The 17,008-nt window shown below is 64.7% G+C and carries 16 protein-coding genes and 1 tRNA gene; 7 read left to right on the forward strand and 10 right to left on the reverse strand.

Features of this window, described 5'->3' with window-relative positions; translation table 11 throughout:
• Positions 1-46: 46 nt before the first annotated feature.
• The 6 genes from HRQ64_RS01805 to HRQ64_RS01830 form a co-directional block, all read right to left on the reverse strand.
• Entirely contained in the window at positions 47-196 is a 150-nt protein-coding gene (locus HRQ64_RS01805; RefSeq protein ID WP_172121782.1) for a hypothetical protein, read from the reverse strand.
• A gap of 123 nt (positions 197-319) precedes the next feature.
• Positions 320-1,375: an ABC transporter substrate-binding protein gene (locus HRQ64_RS01810; protein ID WP_172121783.1), complete on the reverse strand. Its 1,056-nt coding sequence runs from the start codon at positions 1,373-1,375 to the stop codon at positions 320-322.
• Between the two features lie 41 nt (positions 1,376-1,416).
• Complete coding sequence (locus HRQ64_RS01815) at positions 1,417-2,667, reverse strand: DUF1501 domain-containing protein (RefSeq protein ID WP_172121784.1); 1,251 nt, start codon at positions 2,665-2,667, stop codon at positions 1,417-1,419.
• 17 nt (positions 2,668-2,684) lie between these two features.
• The gene (locus HRQ64_RS01820; RefSeq protein ID WP_172121785.1) at positions 2,685-4,409 is read right to left on the reverse strand and encodes a DUF1800 domain-containing protein; all 1,725 of its coding nucleotides are present in this window, start codon (positions 4,407-4,409) and stop codon (positions 2,685-2,687) included.
• A 127-nt stretch (positions 4,410-4,536) separates the two neighbouring features.
• Positions 4,537-5,382, reverse strand: a complete 846-nt coding sequence (locus HRQ64_RS01825) for an ABC transporter ATP-binding protein (protein ID WP_172121786.1) — start codon at positions 5,380-5,382, stop codon at positions 4,537-4,539.
• Positions 5,379-6,254, reverse strand: coding sequence for an ABC transporter permease (locus HRQ64_RS01830; protein ID WP_172121787.1), 876 nt, complete (start codon positions 6,252-6,254; stop codon positions 5,379-5,381). The genes HRQ64_RS01825 and HRQ64_RS01830 overlap by 4 nt, the downstream gene beginning before the upstream one ends.
• A gap of 241 nt (positions 6,255-6,495) precedes the next feature.
• Here HRQ64_RS01830 and HRQ64_RS01835 point away from each other — a divergent pair, with 241 nt between their 5' ends.
• Positions 6,496-7,566: a LysR family transcriptional regulator gene (locus HRQ64_RS01835; RefSeq protein WP_172121788.1), complete on the forward strand. Its 1,071-nt coding sequence runs from the start codon at positions 6,496-6,498 to the stop codon at positions 7,564-7,566.
• Here HRQ64_RS01835 and HRQ64_RS01840 read toward each other — a convergent pair.
• From HRQ64_RS01840 to HRQ64_RS01850, 3 genes are all read right to left on the reverse strand, one after another.
• Positions 7,563-7,985, reverse strand: a complete 423-nt coding sequence (locus HRQ64_RS01840) for a DUF4260 domain-containing protein (RefSeq protein WP_172121789.1) — start codon at positions 7,983-7,985, stop codon at positions 7,563-7,565. The genes HRQ64_RS01835 and HRQ64_RS01840 overlap by 4 nt on opposite strands.
• Before the next feature lie 150 nt (positions 7,986-8,135).
• Complete coding sequence (locus HRQ64_RS01845; protein WP_127755089.1) at positions 8,136-8,336, reverse strand: hypothetical protein; 201 nt, start codon at positions 8,334-8,336, stop codon at positions 8,136-8,138.
• Between the two features lie 207 nt (positions 8,337-8,543).
• A tRNA-Gly gene (locus tag HRQ64_RS01850) sits at positions 8,544-8,618 on the reverse strand.
• 200 nt (positions 8,619-8,818) lie between these two features.
• Here HRQ64_RS01850 and HRQ64_RS01855 point away from each other — a divergent pair.
• From HRQ64_RS01855 to HRQ64_RS01865, 3 genes are read left to right on the forward strand one after another with little or no spacing between them, the layout of a single operon-like run.
• The gene (locus tag HRQ64_RS01855; protein ID WP_172121790.1) at positions 8,819-9,766 is read left to right on the forward strand and encodes a co-chaperone YbbN; all 948 of its coding nucleotides are present in this window, start codon (positions 8,819-8,821) and stop codon (positions 9,764-9,766) included.
• A gap of 17 nt (positions 9,767-9,783) precedes the next feature.
• Positions 9,784-10,455: an LON peptidase substrate-binding domain-containing protein gene (locus tag HRQ64_RS01860; RefSeq protein WP_127755091.1), complete on the forward strand. Its 672-nt coding sequence runs from the start codon at positions 9,784-9,786 to the stop codon at positions 10,453-10,455.
• Positions 10,452-10,688 carry a Trm112 family protein gene (locus tag HRQ64_RS01865; protein ID WP_206524674.1) on the forward strand — a complete coding sequence of 79 codons (237 nt, stop codon included), beginning with the start codon at positions 10,452-10,454 and terminating at the stop codon, positions 10,686-10,688. The genes HRQ64_RS01860 and HRQ64_RS01865 overlap by 4 nt, the downstream gene beginning before the upstream one ends.
• On the opposite strand, the gene HRQ64_RS01870 is transcribed toward HRQ64_RS01865, so the two are convergent.
• Complete coding sequence (locus tag HRQ64_RS01870; protein ID WP_172121791.1) at positions 10,685-11,905, reverse strand: FAD-dependent monooxygenase; 1,221 nt, start codon at positions 11,903-11,905, stop codon at positions 10,685-10,687. The two genes, HRQ64_RS01865 and HRQ64_RS01870, sit on opposite strands and share 4 nt — an antisense overlap.
• 264 nt (positions 11,906-12,169) lie before the next feature.
• Between HRQ64_RS01870 and HRQ64_RS01875 the strand changes: the two genes are divergently transcribed.
• The 3 genes from HRQ64_RS01875 to HRQ64_RS01885 all read left to right on the forward strand — a co-directional run bounded on the left by HRQ64_RS01875 (position 12,170) and on the right by HRQ64_RS01885 (position 16,936).
• The gene (locus tag HRQ64_RS01875; protein ID WP_127755093.1) at positions 12,170-12,508 is read left to right on the forward strand and encodes a P-II family nitrogen regulator; all 339 of its coding nucleotides are present in this window, start codon (positions 12,170-12,172) and stop codon (positions 12,506-12,508) included.
• 23 nt (positions 12,509-12,531) lie between these two features.
• Entirely contained in the window at positions 12,532-13,875 is a 1,344-nt protein-coding gene (locus tag HRQ64_RS01880) for an ammonium transporter (protein ID WP_172121792.1), read from the forward strand.
• 322 nt (positions 13,876-14,197) lie between these two features.
• Positions 14,198-16,936: a DNA translocase FtsK gene (locus tag HRQ64_RS01885; RefSeq protein ID WP_210258487.1), complete on the forward strand. Its 2,739-nt coding sequence runs from the start codon at positions 14,198-14,200 to the stop codon at positions 16,934-16,936.
• Positions 16,937-17,008 lie beyond the last annotated feature (72 nt).

Raw genomic sequence — 17,008 nt, forward strand, 5'->3', positions numbered from 1 at the left:
TGCGGTGTTACCCGGGGGGATCAACTGCAACCGATATTGGAGCTTTTCAGCGCCCGCCGGCAAAGGCGGCGAGTGTATCAGTCAAGCTGGCAAGCAGGGCCGGATTGTTCCACGCCACGAGGCCGCCGGCACCCAGCGCCACCACCAGCAAGACGCCGAAGATTTTGCGCAGGACGGTGAAAACGAGCCAGACCACGACAAGGCCAACAAGGCCCAGGATAATCAGGGTAGTGGTATCGGTCGGGATCGGCTGGCTCCGTCGGGTCGTGGCAGCCGCGGCTCCGGCTTGAGGCGGGAAACGCGGCTGCGCTGGGTTGGCTTAGCGCTTGTCGAGCACGTCGCCTTCAAACACGCCAAGGTTTTCCAGCATCTTTTCGTTGAAACTGAGGTCAACCAGCTCGTCGAGCGGAACGGGAGCGATTTCGGCAAATTCCGGATTGGCATAGGCGAACTCGACCGCAGCGGCCAGATTGTCCGGGTTCATGCAGCCATTGACGCACCAGCGCGAGGTGTTAAGCGCGGCGGTGGCGGAGATGGCTTCGGGGGAAAGGTCATCGCGGGCGGCGGCAATGGCGGCTTCCCAGGTGGCGGGATCGTTCTGCATGGCGCGGGCGGCATCGGCCAGGGCATCGGTGAAGCGCTGCAGCGCGTCGCGCTTGGCTTCGATCGTGGGCTCGAGCGCGGCGACGAACTTGGCCTGGCCGGGGGAGCGCTCGGCAAAGTCATCGGCATCCACCAGCACATGGATGCCTTCCACGTCGGCAATCGACTGATAGGTGCCGAACGAGACGGTAGTGGCATCGACCTGGCCGGCGGCCAGCGCCTGGACGCGGATATCGGGCGCGCCGATGGCGACGAAATTGGGCGCGTCGGTCGGGATGTCGTAGCTGTTGAGGACCGCCACGGTCAGGTTGTGATCAAGGCTGCCGCTATCGGCGATGGCAAAGGAACGCCCTGCGAGGTCCTCGACCGTTTCGATGTCGTCCTTGGCGGCCATGAGAAAGGCGCTGCCGGAAGACACCGCGGTGATGCCGCGGATCGGCACGTCGTTTTCGGCGCGCAGGCGGATGGCCGATTCAATGGTGATATCGGCCACATCAACGGCACCCGAATTGAGCGCGGCGACCGCCTGGGGCGTGCCATCAAGGGTGACGACATTCACCTTGACCCCGTGCTTTTCGTAAAAGCCCATATCCTGGGCGATGCGGAAAATGGAGCCGGTGGTGGGGTTGAAATTGGCGTCGGTGCTGGCGAGCGCCAGGTTGATCTCGGGCAGATCGGTGGATTGGGCGAGGGCGGTGCTGCCGAGCAGGCTGGCGAGGGTCAAACCGGTGGCAAGGGCGGCGGCAAGGGGGCGGGTGGGGTGAGCGGACATGGCACTACTTTCTGGTGACGGGTTGGACTGTTGGGTCCGGGTTAGTGTTTGGGGGCAAAGAGGGGGATGGAGCTGAACTCGCTTTTGAGGATGCCCGAGGGATGCTCATGGCCCATCCAGCCCTCGATGAGGGTCGAATAGATGCGGCGGTAATCGGTGGTGAATTTAAGGTTGCCGTCGTCGAGATCGGTGAGGCTGGGCACGCCGCCATAGTGGCCGCCCAGGACCGGCTTGCCGATCACAAAGGCGGGGCCCGCGGTGCCGTGATCGGTGCCAAGGCTGGTGTTTTCGGCGACGCGGCGGCCGAACTCGCTGAACACCATGACAACCACGTCATCGCCGCGCCCGACCCGCTCCATGTCGCGCACAAAGGCGGCGATGTGGTCGGAGGTATAGGCCCAGAGCCGGGCATGGGTGTCGCCCTGATAGACATGGGTATCAAAGGCATTGTTGCGATAAGGGACGTAGTAGACCTTGGTGGGGAACTCGGCGGCAATAAGGGCGGCAACGCGTTCAAGGCCAAAGGGCACGAGGCCATAATCGATGGGGCTGGAATAGGTGTTCCAGGCCTCGCGCACCAGATGCTCGGAGCTGTTGGCGCTGGCCGCCACATCAAAGAGGAAATCCTCGGCGGGGTTGCGCCCGCCATTGCCGAAGCGGGCGTCGAGCACGCCCAGCGCCGGCTTTTCCTCATGCAGCACGCGGCGGGTGAAGTTGTCGGGATTGTTGAACACCAGCGGCACATGGTTCATCGAGCGCACGGCCAGGGACTGGTTGTCGTCGATATTGACGAGGAAATTGGTGGTGTGGCCGAGCGGATCGATGGCATCGGCCATGCGCCCAAGCCAGCCATAGGCCTCGCCGCTATTGGGCGCGCCGGTCTGCCAGAAGGCCATGGAGGAGAAGTGCGAGAACGAGGGCTGGTCATAGCCCACGCCATGCACGATCCCCATCATGCCGTCCTTGTAGAGCCGCTCAAAGCCGCTCATGGTTTTCTGGAAGCCGAACTGGTCGTCGATCTTGAGCAGCTTGTCGGGGCGGATCCCGAGATGCGGGCGGGCATTGTAATAGGCGTCATCGCCAAAGGGGATGACGGTGTTGAGCCCGTCATTGCCGCCCGACAGCTCGACGATGACGAGGATGCGCTCATTGGCATCGGCCTGCGCTTGGGCGACCCTGGACCAGACCGGCGAGCTGCTGATGCCGCCCGCGCCGCCCAGCACCATGCTGCCAAAGCCGCTTTGCAGAAGGCCTTGCTTGTCGGTGCCGCTGAGTTTGGGTGGTTTTGCCATGAAAAGGTCTCCGCCGGTCAGGCCAGCTGATATTGCGGTGCGCTCATGATGAGATGGGCGGCCATGCGCAGGCCGTGCTCCATATAGGTGTCGGCTTCCAAAAGGCTCGTCGTACCCAGCTCTCCGTCGAGCGTTTCGATGAGGACAGCGCGGGCGGGCGGGGCGAGGGGCACGCGCAGCAAGCGCCGAGCGAGCAGGTCGACCGCCTCGCCCGTTGTCGCGGCGCCTTCGGTGCGCAGCATGTCGGACAGGCTGAACTGGGCGGGGGCGCGGGGCGTCGGCTTGAGCTTGCGCAGCGCCTCCTGGTAGCCCACGAGGCTCCCGTAGCGGGTATTGAAGCTTTCCTGGATGCCGGCGGCCATGCTGGGCGAGGCGCCTTCCTCGAGAGTGGCCGCGGTGATCTCCATGCCCGAAAGGATGTTCGCATTGACCCGCTTGACCACCCGCCCTGGGTTGAACAGGGGATCGGTGAAGTCGATTACATTGGGGAACATCACTTCGCGGGCGAAATTGGCGCGCTCGAACAAGAGCCCCGGCGTGATCCAGGCACGACCTTCGCCCCAGCCGGCGACGGTGGGGGGATAGAGCAGCACCTGGCCCAGCGTCTTGCCGACGCTCCAGGGGTCGGGAATGCCCGGCAGCTCGGCTATCCCGAGCTTGCGATAGGTGGAGACGATCAGCTCGGTCGGGGACTTGATATGGGCCGCAATCGAGGACTCGGCATAAAAATCCTCGGACAGGAAAATGGTCTCGAGGAACGGGGCTATCTCGTAATTGCCCGCGCGCAGCAGGTCGCCCAGGGTTTGGCCGAAGTCGGGCGAAATCTGCTCGCGCACAAAAAAGCGGTAGAGCTTGGCGGCGATGTAATTGGCGGTTTGCGGCTGGTTGAGGATGATGCGGAGGATATCCTCGCCGGCAAAGGCGCCGGTGTGGCCGAGGAAATTCTTGATCCCGGTGTCGTGCTTGTCGGGATCGACCACAAAGGTGAGATCGTCATTGCCCCAGCCGGTAAAGGCGCGGGCGGCTTCGCGGATATCGTCCTCGGTGTAATTGCCCACCCCCATGGTGAACAATTCCATGACCTCGCGGCCGAAATTCTCGTTGGGCGCGCCTTTCACGTTCTGGGCGGCATCGAGATAAACCAGCATGGCCGGATCCTTGGCCACCGCGTCCAGCAGGGCACCGAAATTGCCGCTGGCCCCGGCGCGCAAAGTGCCGAGCTGAAGGAGCGCCTTGCGGTAATCGCGCAGCTTTTCTTCGCTGGTGGCAAAATGGCCGTGCCAGAACAGGGTCAGCTTTTCTTCAAGCGGGCGGTTGGTGCGCACCATGCGATCGAGCCACCAATAGCCGATGCGCCGGGTTTCAAGCGTCGTCGCGCGGGCCCAGTAAAAGAAGCGATTGGTGACGGCCTGCAGGGGACGGGGGCCGCTGGGCTTGGCGCGCACGCCCATCGCCTCGCCGGTTTGTGCGGCAAGGGTGGTGGCCGCGGGCCGGCTGACCGGAAAATTTTTGAGCGTGGGGTCCCAGAACCCAGATTCCTCGAAGGGCGGCAAATGGCTGTTGTCGTGCTGCCGGTAGTGCACGAGGCTGGCGACGGCAGCGGCCGGTGTCACCGCGGCCAATTGCCCGATCTCCTGGGGCGTTCCACCAAAACCGGCGCGCTCCAGCAGATGCGCCGCCAGCTCATAGCTCCAGGCGGCGTCGGAAAGTGGCGACAGGTTTTCAGCGCGTGGCAGGCTCAATGTGGTCCGGTACCTTTGGCACCCCCACTTGGCGCGCGGGCGCGCGCGGAAAAAACCGGGAGGTTGCCCGCCCCATAAGATCACCGATGGGGGCGCGCTAACACTCTATGAGGCCTATAGGAAATTCCTATCCGCTGGTGGCGGGCGCCGGGTCGTCGAGGGGAAAGGCGCCGGCCAGTTCCTCGAGCTGGGCGCCATCGCGCACCATGTCGTGAATGCGGCCCCAGAGATGGGCGCGCATTTCGGCAAATTGGGGGAGGGTGCGCGGATCGGTATCCCAGCGCGCCTCGGGCAAGCGCACATCGACGATTTCGTCGACCCGGCCGGGGCGCGGGCGCAGCAGTACGATGCGCTGCGACAAGAGGATCGCTTCATCGATGTCGTGGGTGACAAAAATAATGGCAATGCCGCGGCGCGACCACATCTGCCAAAGCTCGCGTCGCAGCACTTCGCGCGTCATGGCGTCGAGGGCGGCAAAGGGCTCGTCCATCAGCAGCACTTTGGGTTCGACCGCAAGCGCGCGGGCGAGGCCCACGCGCTGCTGCATGCCGCCCGAGAGCTCATGGGGAAAGGCGCCGGCAAAATCGCGCAGTCCGACCGCGCCGAGCAGGGCCGAGGCGCGCTGCGCCCGCTCGCGCCGGCTCATGCCGCGCAGCGAGAGCACAAATTCGATATTGCCGGCCACCGACAGCCAGGGCAGGAGGCGGGCGGACTGAAACACCATGGCCAGGTCCGGCCCTGGCTCGGGTGGGGCACCGAGCACGCTGACCTCCCCCTCATCGGCGGGGGTAAGGCCATTGATGATGCGCAGCAGCGTGGTCTTGCCGCAGCCGCTGGGGCCGACGAGGCTGACAAACTCGCCCGGGGCGATATCGAGCGAGATGTTCTCGATCGCGCGGATCTGCCCGTCGCGAAAGCTCTTGCCGACACCGCGCAGCGAGATCAGGGGGGTGAGTGTGGGGGCTTGGGTCATTGGGCGTTCCTTTGCGCCACGCGCCAGCGCCCGAAGCGCCGTTCGGCCCAGCGTAGGAGGGCGGTGAGAGCGGTGCCCAGGGCCATGAGGACGATGACCACGGCAAAATAGCGATCCATCTGGAAGCGATTGCCGGCAGCGGCCAAGAGCCCCCCAAGACCTGACTGGGCCATGGTGAGCTCGGCGATGACAGTGCCGACGGTGCTGATCGCGGCGCCGATCCGCAAGCCACTCAGGATCGAGGGCAGGGCATCGGGCACCATGACGCGCCAAAAGAGGGTGAGGCGCTTGGCGCCAAAGGCGCGGGCCATCTCCACAAGGTCCTTGTCGGCATTGGCGATGCCGGCAGCGGTGTTGATGAGAATGGGAAACAGCGCCGCGTTCCACACGACGACGATCTTGGCTTCGGTATAAAGCCCGAACCAGACAATGATCAGCGGGATGAAGGCAGCGCCGGGCGTCGAGTTCATCGCATTGACGAACGGGTCGAGAATGCGCCCGACGAGGGGAAAGCCCCCGAGCACAATGCCCAGCAAAATGCCGGTGCTGGCCGAAAGGAGGAACCCGAGCCCGATCACGGTCAGCGATTCGCCCAAGGCGCGCAGCATGGTGCCGTCGGACCAGAGCTTGATGCTTTCATCGAGAATATCGGTGGGCTTGGGCATGATCAGATTGCCCGCGCTGGCATTGAGCGCAAACATGCCCAGGATCAGGAGGAGCACGAGGCCGATCTGGATCGTGAGCACGAGTGTGCTGGTGCGCCGGCGACGCGTTTGCGCGCGGGCGGCAAGGGCTGTGCTCGAGAGGCCCGAGGATCGGGCGGGCGTGGTTGAGCGGGCCGGCGGCCGTGGCGGTTGCCCTTCTCCGATCATACCGCTATCCCCCTCTTTAGGCTGCACAAGGCTTCGGCACCCGATGCAATTCAGAGCGGGCAGACCGCGGTCCGGATGGCCGCTGCTGGCGATAGTTGGACCAAGCGGTTGAACTATTCAAGCCGCACTGGACGAGGGGACCGGGCGCCCCGCGGCGCTTTGCCCGTGCGGCGGAGGCGGGTTTGGGCTAGATCTGGGCCCCTGGTGCCAGGGGCCGGGCCAAAAGAAAGTTTGATCCGGAATGGATGACAAGCAGGCGATAAAGCCGGGATCCAAGACAGGGAGCAAGGCGCGGGGTCGCGCGCGGGCCACGAGCGCGGCGCAGCCGCGAACCGGGGATCTGACCCTCCACCAGCTGCGCATTTTCTGGGCGGTGGCCCGCTCGACAACCCTCACCAATGCGGCCAAGCAATTGGGACTGACCCAGCCGTCGCTGTCCCAGCAATTGGCCAAGCTCGAAGCCAATGTCGGCACGCTATTGTTTCACCGCCGCTCCAACGAGATGGAGCTGACGGAAGCCGGGCAATATCTGTTGCCCAAGGCCGAACAGGTGCTGCGCTCGATCACCGAACTCGAGGACGGTCTGGGCCAGTTCGGGGCCGGGCAGCGGCTGACGCTGCGGCTGGCGGGGATCAATTCGGTGCTCCGCGTGGTGCTGCCCCCCGCAATCGGGGCGCTGCAGGGACAGTTTCCTGACCTCGAATTCGACCTGCTGGAAAGTGCACCCGGCGAGATCCTTGACCTGCTATATAGCCGGCGGGTGACGATCGGGCTTTTGGCCGCCAATTCGGTGGCGCAGGCCGGCGTGGGCTTTGTGCAGGTGCCGCTGCTCGAAGACCCCTATGTGCTGGTGGTGCCCAAGGGGCTCAAACTCGATGGAGTGAGCGATCCGCAGGCCCAGTTGCCAGCCGAGGGGTGGCGGCTGCTCAACCAGGCCATCCAGTTCAGCTTTGGCAGCCGCCACGCGAGCCGGGTGGCCGATTGGTATGCGCGCCTCCTGCCCGAGCACCGAGTGGTGGCGCAGTGCCGCTCGTTTGAAACTGCGATCGGGCTGGTGCGCGCCGGGGCAGGGGTGTGCCTGGCGCCAGCGCTGGCCTCTGTGGGGATCGATGGCGTGCCGAGCGATGTAACGCTGTATCGGGTGCAGGCGCCGCCCCGGCGCATCGTGGCGCTGGTGCCTTCGCAATACCGGCGGGTCGAGCCTTATGCGGCAATGCTTGAAGCGCTGCAGGCGAGCGCCGCTGGCTATGTCGCTCCCCCTATCGCCGCAACGCCGCCCTGGCTGGCGCTGGATAGGGCCGAGGAGTTCTAGGCCTCAGGGGCGGTGCTCGCCTTGGCCTTGCCGATCGCGCCCAGATGGGTGTGGTTGAACGCCGAGGCATATTTGAGCCCATAGCCAAGGGCGCGGTCAAAACCGATATGGGCGGCAAGGATCAAGGCAAACTGCCAGATGAACTCGACGCCAAGTGCCCAGCCAAGGCCGCCAAGGACTGCCGCCAGCACATAGCTGTGGGCCGTGTTGTATACGGCGGCACCGGCCCTGGCATTGAGGGCATAGCCGGCAAAGCTCAGATCGGGCACAAAGAACAGCAGCACGAACAGCCAGGGATTGCCGCCGCCGGCGAAATAAGCGGCGGTCGCCCCGGCGAGCACCGCTAGCGCTTCGAGGCGCAGCACGCTGCGCACTCCACCCGTCGCCGCGCCAATTGGTGAAGATTTGCCCTGGTCCATAGCTGCCCCTTGCTGCTGCCTTGCGCGATAGTCTAGCGCGGCGGGGAGGGGGTTGGCGACTGGGCTCAAGCGGCGCCGGCCAAGACCGTTTTGGGCGCCTGGAGGGCGGGTCGAGCATTCCGCCCGGCCCGCCGGAAATTGGTTTGAGCCTTAGGTCGAGATGCTCAGAATATGGCTTTCAAAGGCAACAAAGTCGCCCTCGATCCGCGTGCCGTCACTGACCAGCGTGCGCTCGCCGCTGATGCGCAGATAGCCTTCGCCGAGCACTTCCTCGATGATGTCATCGAGCTCGCGCTCATCGGTGAAGCCGATCTTGGTGCCATCGCTCGTGGTGAGTTGATAATCGGGCAATTCGCTCTCCTGTTTTCGACGGTTCGTGCATCAACGCCGCAACCGGGCAAAAGGTGCGACGGGTTCTAACGCACTGTCGGGAGGGAATTTGATCGGGTGGAACGCTGATTCGGCTCGCGGTCGCAGACCCACGTGGCGCCAAACCCGGAAAACAAAAAGGGTCCCGAAGGACCCTTTGTTTCTCAAGGCTTGCCGGCCTTGAGACTTTGGAGCGGGCGATGGGATTCGAACCCACGACCCTAACCTTGGCAAGGTTATGCTCTACCCCTGAGCTACACCCGCGCTCCGTTGTCATCCACGCTGCCTTGGCATCGGGTCGACGGCGGCCTATATGCCTAATCGCATTCCGCTTTGCAACCGCAAAAATGGGCCTTGTTGCCAAGTTCGTGTCCGGGGAGATCCCGCCACACTTGTCAGAGGCCGGTTTGCGGGGGCATGAAGACACCAATCTGCTTTTTTGCCGCACCCGAAGGCTTGCTCCCATGTCCCAGCCGTTCACCGCTTCCCCCGCCAGCCAGCCCGCCCCTCCCAATGGGGCGCTGGTGAAAAATTCCAGCGACGCCGCATTCAAGGCCGATGTGATCGACGCCTCGCTCGAGGCGCCCGTGCTGGTGGATTTCTGGGCGCCCTGGTGTGGCCCCTGTCGCCAGCTGACCCCGGCGCTCGAAAAAGTGGTCAATGAAAAGGCCGGCAAGATCCGCCTGGTCAAAATCAATATCGACGAGCATCCCGGCATTGCCGGTCAACTGGGCGTGCAGTCGATCCCTGCCGTCTTCGCCTTTGCCGGCGGGCGCCCGGTGGATGGCTTCATGGGCGCCATGCCCGAAAGCGAAGTGCGCCGCTTTGCCGACCGGGTGATCGCCGCCGCCCCTGCGCCCGGTCCCGCCCCCGATTCGATGGAAGCCCAGATCGCCGAGGCGGTCGCTGCCGCCGAAGAGGCGCTTGGAGCGGGCGACCTGCCGCGCGCCGCGCAGATCTTTGGCATGGTGGTCCAGCACGCGCCTGACAATGCCCCCGCGCTGATTGGCCTGGCACGGGTATATCTGGCAGCGGGCGAGCCCGACCAGGCCCGCGCCACCCTCGACATGGTGCCCGAGGAAGGGCGCACGGGCGAGGCCTATACGGCGCTGGCCAATTCGCTGCGCCTCCTGGCCGAAGCGGCCGAACTCTCGGAAACGGCGACGCTGGAAGCGGCGATCGCTGCCGATCCGGACAACCACCAAGCCCGGTTCGATCTCGCCGTCGTGCTCAATGCCGAGGGGCGGCGCCTTGAAGCGGCCGAGGCGCTGGTAACGCTGCTCCGGCGCGACCGCAGCTGGAACGAGGACGGCGCGCGCAAAAAGCTGCTCGAATTCTTTGAAGCCTGGGGTCCCAAGGATCCCGCCACCGTCAAGGGCCGCCGTCTGCTCTCGGCGGCGCTGTTTTCGTAACGCAAAGGAAAGCACTCGTGCTCAAGCGCCCCGCTTCTCCCGCCGACCTGCCCAAAAGCGTGCCGCTGTTTCCCCTCAGCGGCGCGCTGCTGCTGCCCTTTTCGCACCGCCCGCTCAATGTATTCGAGCCGCGCTATCTCGACATGGTGGACGCGGCCCTCCGCGGCGACCGCCTGATCGGCCTGATCCAGCCCGAGGACAGCGAGGAAGAAAGCCCCAAGGGTCGCAGCCCGCTGCAATCGATCGGGTGCCTGGGGCGAATCACCCATTTCGAGGAAAGCGGGGAAGGGCGTTACTTCATCATCCTTGAGGGCATCACCCGCTTCCGGCTGGTCCATGAGCTGACGGTGATGACGCCTTATCGCCAGTGCACGATTTCAGCCGAGGAATTCGCCACCGACTTCAACCGGCAATGGGGGGAAGGCGAGGTCGATCGGGAGCGCTTCCTCAAGATGATGCGCGATTATGCCGATTTCGCCGATATCGAGCTCAACTGGCAGGAAATCGACAATACCGGCACCGCCGATCTCGTCAATTTCTGCTGCATGGTGTCGCCTTATGGCGCGGCGGAAAAACAGGTGCTGCTGGAAGCCCCCACGCTCGAGCAGCGCGCCGAAACCCTGATCGCGATGACCGAATACGAGATCGCGCGCGGCGGCGCCGGCGGTTCGGCGCCCCCGCTCAATTGAGTGTTCCCGAGGTCAATCCCCGGCATGTGGTGGACCGCCGCACGCTCGAACTGCTGGTGTGCCCCCTGACCAAGACGCGCATGACCCTCTCGGCGGACCGGAGCGAGCTGATTTCGGTGGCCGCGCGCCTGGCCTTTCCCATTCGCAAGGGCGTGCCGCTGCTCGCCCTTGATGAGGCGCGCAGCATCGAGCCCGAGGAAATCAAGGCGCTGACGCGCCCGCCGGCGCCTTAGATCGGCAGGCCCGAGAGGAGGCGCGGCCCGTGGGCCGAAAGGCCCGCGGCACCGCGGATCATCATCGCCTTGACCGGGCCGGCGCGATCCACCAGCCCGAGGCCAAAATCGCGCAGCGCCCGCACCGGCGGGGCGTCCGCCGAAAAGAGCCGGTTCATGCCATCGGTGACAAGGGCCATACCGGTGGTGTCGAGCCGCCGCCAGCTCTGGTAACGCTCGAGCACGGCGGGACTGCCATGATCAAGCCCGAGCCGCATCGCTTCGACCACGGCTTCGGCGAGCGCCGCCACATCCTTGAGCCCGAGATTCAGGCCCTGTCCCGCGACGGGATGCACCACATGGGCGGCGTCGCCCACGAGCGCCAGGCGTGGGCCGACAAATTGGCGGGCCAGCTGCAGGCGCAGGGGAAAGCCCATCAGATCCTCGTCTACACCGACGGTCCCCAGGGTCGAGCCCATCACCGATTCGATTTCGCGGGCGAGCTCCTCATTGCCCATGGCGAGGAACCGGGGGGCATCGGCTGATTTCTCGGTCCAAACGAGGGACGAGCGGTTGCCCGGCAACGGCAGGCTGGCAAAGGGGCCGGCGGGGCGGAAATGTTGATACGCCACCCCGTCATGGGGGAGTTCATGGGTGATGGTGGTGACGAGCCCGGTCTGGCGGTAATCATGGGAAAAAACCCCGATCCCGCTCATCTGGCGCAGGCTTGATTGCGCACCATCGGCCGCAACCACCAGCGGCGCGCGCAAGATCCGCCCATCGGCGAGCACCAGATCGGCCGAGTTGGCGCTGGTCTGCAGGCCGGCAACGCTGGCCGGCGCCACGACGGTAATCTTGCTCGCTACCGCATCCAGCAACGCCTGCCCGCTGACCCGGTTTGGCACCATGTGGGCAAAGGGCTCGCCCGGAGCCACATCCCCTTCAAAGCTCAGGAACAGGGGGCGGGACAGATCGCCCGGACCCGAATCGGTGATGCGCATGGCGGTGATCGCCTGCGCTTCTCCTTCCATCGCCGGCCAAACCTCAAGCGCGGTCCAGGCGCGGCGAACGCTCGCGGCAATGGCCGAAGCCCGATTATCGCGCGGCACTTCGAGTGGGCGTCGATCCACCAAGGCGATGCGGATGCCGCGGGCAAAGCGGGACAGGGCGAGCGATAAGGTCAACCCCGCCGGACCGCCGCCCACGATCACCACATCGAACTGTTCAGCCTTGCTCATCGGGAACGCCTCCATTGCGGCTATTGAACGCCCCGGGCTCCTCAACGCAAGAGTGCCAAGGGTCGCGCCAGGCCGCCGCACATTTGCTCAAAACGCTCCAGACCTGCTCATTAATTGAGCACTTGCGCTCAAGCATACGGGTGAAATCCACGCACGATCTGGCAAGTTCTTGAAATGTTTGTTGTTTTTGAGCAGCTATCGAGTTGGCACGGCACTTGAGTCTTGCTTGGCATCAAGACCAGCGCAAGATGCAAAGGGGCTCGCATGAAACTGGTGATCGCTATTATCAAGCCATCCCGCCTCGAAGAGGTTCGCCAGGCACTCAATTCACTCGATGTTCACGGCATGACTGTGACCGAAGTGAAGGGTTATGGCCGCCAAAAGGGACATTCGGAAATCTATCGCGGCACCGAATATGCCGTCCATTTCCTGCCCAAGCTCAAGGTCGAGATTGCGGTCGACGATGCGCTTGCCGATGCCGTTTCGGCGGCCATCCGCGACAGCGCCCAGACCGGTCGCATCGGCGACGGCAAGATTTTCGTGCTCGACCTGCTGGCCGTCACCCGTATCCGCACCGGTGAAACCGGCGCCTCTGCCCTTTAAGCGTCCTCGGGAGAAACAAGAAGATGAAGACGTCCAAAATCTTGGGGAGCGCCGCACTTGCCTCCCTGCTGCTGGCCCTGCCGGCCTTCGCCCAGGATGCGGCGGCACCCGCCGTCGAAGTCGTTGAAGAGGCCGCTGCCACGATCGACACCGGTGACACGGCCTGGTTGATCGTTTCGACCCTCCTGGTCATCCTCATGACCATTCCGGGCGTGGCGCTGTTTTATGGCGGCCTCGTGCGCTCCAAGAACATCCTGTCGGTCGTCACTCAGGTGTTCGGCGCGTTTTCCATGATCGCGCTGCTCTGGGTCGCTTATGGTTATTCGCTGGCCTTTTCCGGGCCGAGCGAAGGCGGATTGTCCGCCTTTATCGGCGATTTCTCCAACTTCTTCCTCGCCAATGTGAACCCCGACTCGGTTTCGGGCACCATTCCCGAGCTGATCTTTGTGGTGTTCCAGCTCACCTTTGCCTGCATCACCGCGACCCTTGTCGTGGGCGGCATTGCCGAGCGCATGAAGTTCGGCGCGGTGATGGCCTTCCTCGCGATCTGGTTCACCTTCGCCTATCTGCCGATCGCCCATATGGTGTGGTCGGCCGCGGGCCTCTTTTTCCAGATGGGAGCGCTCGATTTTGCCGGCGGCACCGTCGTGCATATCAATTCTGGTGTTGCCGCACTCGTGGCTGCCATCGTGCTGGGGCCGCGCCTTGGCTATATGAAGGAGCCGATTGCGCCCCATAACCTCGTCTTCACCTATATCGGCGCCTGCCTGCTCTGGGTTGGCTGGTTCGGCTTCAATGCCGGCTCGGCTCTGGGCGCCAACGGCGTTGCCGCCCAGGCCTTCCTCAACACCATCACCGCTCCCGCCGCAGCCGGCATTGCCTGGGCTGTGGGCGAAAAGATCACCCGCGGCCATGCCTCGGCCCTGGGCTTTGTGTCGGGTGCCGTTGCGGGCCTTGTTGCCATCACCCCGGCTGCCGGTTTTGCCGGCACCTTTGGCTCGATCGTTCTGGGTGCGGTAACCGGCTTTGTGTGCCTCTGGGCGGTCGTGACCCTCAAGCCCATGCTGAAATACGACGACAGCCTCGATGTGTTCGGCATTCACGGCGTCGGCGGCATTGTCGGCGCCATCGGCACCGCTGTTGTTGCCGATCCGGCCCTGGGTGGCTTTGGCGCCGAGGGCTATGCCATGGGCGGCCAGCTGGTCACCCAGGTCATGGCGGTGGTTGTCGCCATCCTGTGGTCGGGCGTCGTGGCCTTCGTGGCCATGATGATCGTCAAGGCGATCTTCGGTGGGGCCCGCGTCCCCGAATCGGCCGAGGTCGACGGGCTGGACCTCTCCAGCCACGGCGAGCGCGCCTACAACTAGCATTCCTCCCTTCCGGGCGGCGTCCCTCGCGTCGCCCGGATCCCATTCTTTGCCTGCATTGATCGTGGCGTGCGGCTCGTGTTCCTCTTGGCCCGCCCAGAGGCTTCCCACTCGCAAACCGCATGGGCCGCACTCCTCGATCAATCCTCCCTAGTGCCGCCTTCCCCCCGCTGTTCGCGGCACTCTGCCTGGGCCCGTTGCCTGCAACGGGCCCTTTTTCTTGCCGCAGTGGGGATGGTTAGCCTGCGATTAACCACACGGCTCTAGCATCGGCGGCATGCGGCCTGGATTCTCCCGGGCGCCACCTAAACCATAGTGCCCCATGCCATCACACCCCACGCCAATGCTCGACGAGATTCGCTCGGTGCCACAACGCGGCACCCGGGCCGCAGCCAAGCCAGCGCCTGCTGCCGTGAGCGCCATTGCCATTCGCATCCCGGTGCGCCTTGTGGGATTGCTGGGCCTGGTTTTGGTAGCGGTGTGCCTTGTCGCCATGGCCTCCTGGTCTGTGGATGACCCAAGCTTCACCTATGCCACGACCAAGCCCGCCGCCAATTGGCTGGGTTTTCCCGGTGCGGTGATTGCCGATACGCTGTTTCAGATGCTGGGCCTGGCCGGGCCCGTGCTGCTGGTGCCGCCGGCCCTGTGGTTCTGGGCCATGTCGCGCCGGCGCCTGCCCACCCGCTTTGGCCTTCGCGCCACGAGCTGGATCGGGGCGACCATTCTTGTGGCCGGCGTGCTGGCCTTTGTGCCCATGCCCGCCACCTGGCCGCTGCCGACCGGGCTTGGCGGCATTGTCGGCACCGGCTTTACCGTGCTCGCGACCCTGGTCGGGGGCGCCCAGCCGCAGCCACTGACCGCAGCGCTGTTTGCCGTTATCCTCGCGGCTCCCGCGATTGCCCTTTTTTGGATCGGCATGGGGTTGGGTACCGCCCGTTCAACGGCCCCGGGCAAGCCGGCCAAGGTCGCTGGCCGGGCCGAGCCCGAGCCGCGCGACGCCCGTGACCCTGACGAGGAACGCGAAACCAATCCGCTGGTGGACGTGGCGCTCGGCGCCATGGTGCATTTGGGCTATTCCCTGCGCACCGCCTTCCGCCGCGCCCGCGCCAGCCACGCCGAAAAACGCGCTGCCGACAACGCGCCCTATCGCGATGACGAATTCGAGCCCAGCCTGGATGGTCGTGGCGCGCCCCAGTTGGAGCGCCTCGAGCCCGCTGTTGTGGCCGAGCCGCGCCGCATCCATTCGCGCACCATGCCTGAGCCGAGCTTTGCGCCCGAAGCGCCGGTGTCCGCGCGCATCAATGCCCGCCCGAGCTATGACGAAACCGAGCTCGATTATCCCGATGATGCCGAAGACGACGACATCCCCTTTGTGCCCGAGCCCGCGGCCCCCGCCGTGGTCAATCACCGCCAGCAGGGCGATTCCCGCTTCCATCCGGTCAATCCCGCGGCACCCCGCGTCGCGGCGCCAGCGCCTGCCCCGGTGCAGGGCACCCGTGTCGCGCGCGAGGCCCAGCCCTCGTTCCTCGACGAGCCCGGCGCGTTTGAGCTGCCGCCGCTGAGCCTTCTGGCCGAACCCAAGCACAAGGGCCCTTCGCCCGAGCATGCCCCCGAGCGGCTCGAGGAAATGGCGCGCCAGCTCGAAGGCGTGCTGGAAGATTTCGGCGTCAAGGGCGACATCATCAATGTCCGCCCCGGCCCCGTCGTCACCTTGTTTGAGCTCGAGCCGGCGCCCGGCATCAAGTCGAGCCGCGTGATCTCGCTGGCCGACGACATTGCCCGCTCTATGTCGGCCATATCAGCCCGCGTTGCCGTGGTGCCCGGCCGCAATGCCATCGGCATCGAGCTGCCCAACCAGATGCGCGAAACCGTTTACTTCCGCGAAATGCTGGCTTCCTCGGACTTCGAGAAGATGAAGGGCAAGCTGCCCATTTGCCTGGGCAAGACCATTGGCGGCGAGCCCGTGATCGCCGATCTCGCGCGCATGCCGCACCTTCTGATCGCCGGCACCACCGGCTCGGGCAAATCGGTGGGTATCAACACCTTCATCCTGTCGCTGCTCTACCAGATGACGCCCGAGCAGTGCCGCATGATCATGATCGATCCCAAGATGCTCGAATTGAGCATCTATGACGGCATTCCGCATCTGCTAACCCCCGTGGTCACCGACCCCAACAAGGCGGTGGTGGCGCTCAAATGGGCGGTGCGCGAGATGGAAGATCGCTATCGCAAGATGAGCAAGATCGGCGTGCGCAATATTGATGGCTTTAACCAGCGCGTCACCGAATCCAAGGCGCGCGGCGAAGTGATCACCCGCACCGTGCAGACCGGGTTCGACCGCGAGACGGGCGAAGCGATCTTTGAATCAGAAGAGTTCGATCTCGAGCCCTTGCCCTATATCGTCGTCATCGTCGACGAAATGGCTGACCTGATGATGGTGGCGGGCAAGGACATCGAAGGCGCCATCCAGCGCCTGGCGCAAATGGCGCGCGCGGCCGGCATCCACATCATCACCGCTACCCAGCGCCCGTCGGTTGACGTGATCACTGGCACGATCAAGGCCAACTTCCCCACCCGTATCTCGTTCATGGTGACGTCGAAAATCGACTCCCGTACCATTCTGGGCGAGCAGGGCGCCGAGCAACTGCTGGGCAATGGCGACATGCTTTACATGGCCTCCGGTGGCCGCACCAAGCGCCTGCACGGCCCCTTTGTGGCGGACTCCGAAGTCGAGGCAGTGGTCAAGCACCTCAAGGCGCAGGGTGCGCCCGATTATCTCGACTCCATCACCGCCGATGAAGACGAGGATGGTGGCTCGGCCGCTGATTTCGGCGGTGCCGATGACAGCGGCGGCTCGGGCGACGAGCTTTATGACAAGGCCGTCCAGATCGTGCTCACCGACAAGAAGGCCTCGACCTCCTATGTGCAGCGGCGCCTTGCCATCGGCTACAACAAGGCGGCGACCCTGATCGAGCGCATGGAGCGCGAAGGGGTGATCTCGCAGGCCAACCATGCCGGCAAGCGCGAAATCCTCGTCGGCAACAACGCTGACGGCTATTAAGGCTTTGGTCAGGCAGCGGCGGGACGCGGGGAACCTTCCCGCTCCTGCCGCAATTGCTGTCTAGGCTGACCT

It is taken from the genome of Devosia sp. 919, from assembly GCF_013185965.1.
GTDB lineage: Bacteria > Pseudomonadota > Alphaproteobacteria > Rhizobiales > Devosiaceae > Devosia.

Coding starts and splice junctions, on each gene's coding strand:
- HRQ64_RS01810 (WP_172121783.1), bottom strand. CDS start 1,375: ATGTCCGCTCACCCCACCCGCCCCCTTGCCGCCGCCCTTGCCACCGGT.
- HRQ64_RS01815 (WP_172121784.1), bottom strand. CDS start 2,667: ATGGCAAAACCACCCAAACTCAGCGGCACCGACAAGCAAGGCCTTCTG.
- HRQ64_RS01825 (WP_172121786.1), bottom strand. CDS start 5,382: ATGACCCAAGCCCCCACACTCACCCCCCTGATCTCGCTGCGCGGTGTC.
- HRQ64_RS01830 (WP_172121787.1), bottom strand. CDS start 6,254: ATGATCGGAGAAGGGCAACCGCCACGGCCGCCGGCCCGCTCAACCACG.
- HRQ64_RS01835 (WP_172121788.1), top strand. CDS start 6,496: ATGGATGACAAGCAGGCGATAAAGCCGGGATCCAAGACAGGGAGCAAG.
- HRQ64_RS01840 (WP_172121789.1), bottom strand. CDS start 7,985: ATGGACCAGGGCAAATCTTCACCAATTGGCGCGGCGACGGGTGGAGTG.
- HRQ64_RS01855 (WP_172121790.1), top strand. CDS start 8,819: ATGTCCCAGCCGTTCACCGCTTCCCCCGCCAGCCAGCCCGCCCCTCCC.
- HRQ64_RS01870 (WP_172121791.1), bottom strand. CDS start 11,905: ATGAGCAAGGCTGAACAGTTCGATGTGGTGATCGTGGGCGGCGGTCCG.
- HRQ64_RS01875 (WP_127755093.1), top strand. CDS start 12,170: ATGAAACTGGTGATCGCTATTATCAAGCCATCCCGCCTCGAAGAGGTT.
- HRQ64_RS01880 (WP_172121792.1), top strand. CDS start 12,532: ATGAAGACGTCCAAAATCTTGGGGAGCGCCGCACTTGCCTCCCTGCTG.
- HRQ64_RS01885 (WP_210258487.1), top strand. CDS start 14,198: ATGCCATCACACCCCACGCCAATGCTCGACGAGATTCGCTCGGTGCCA.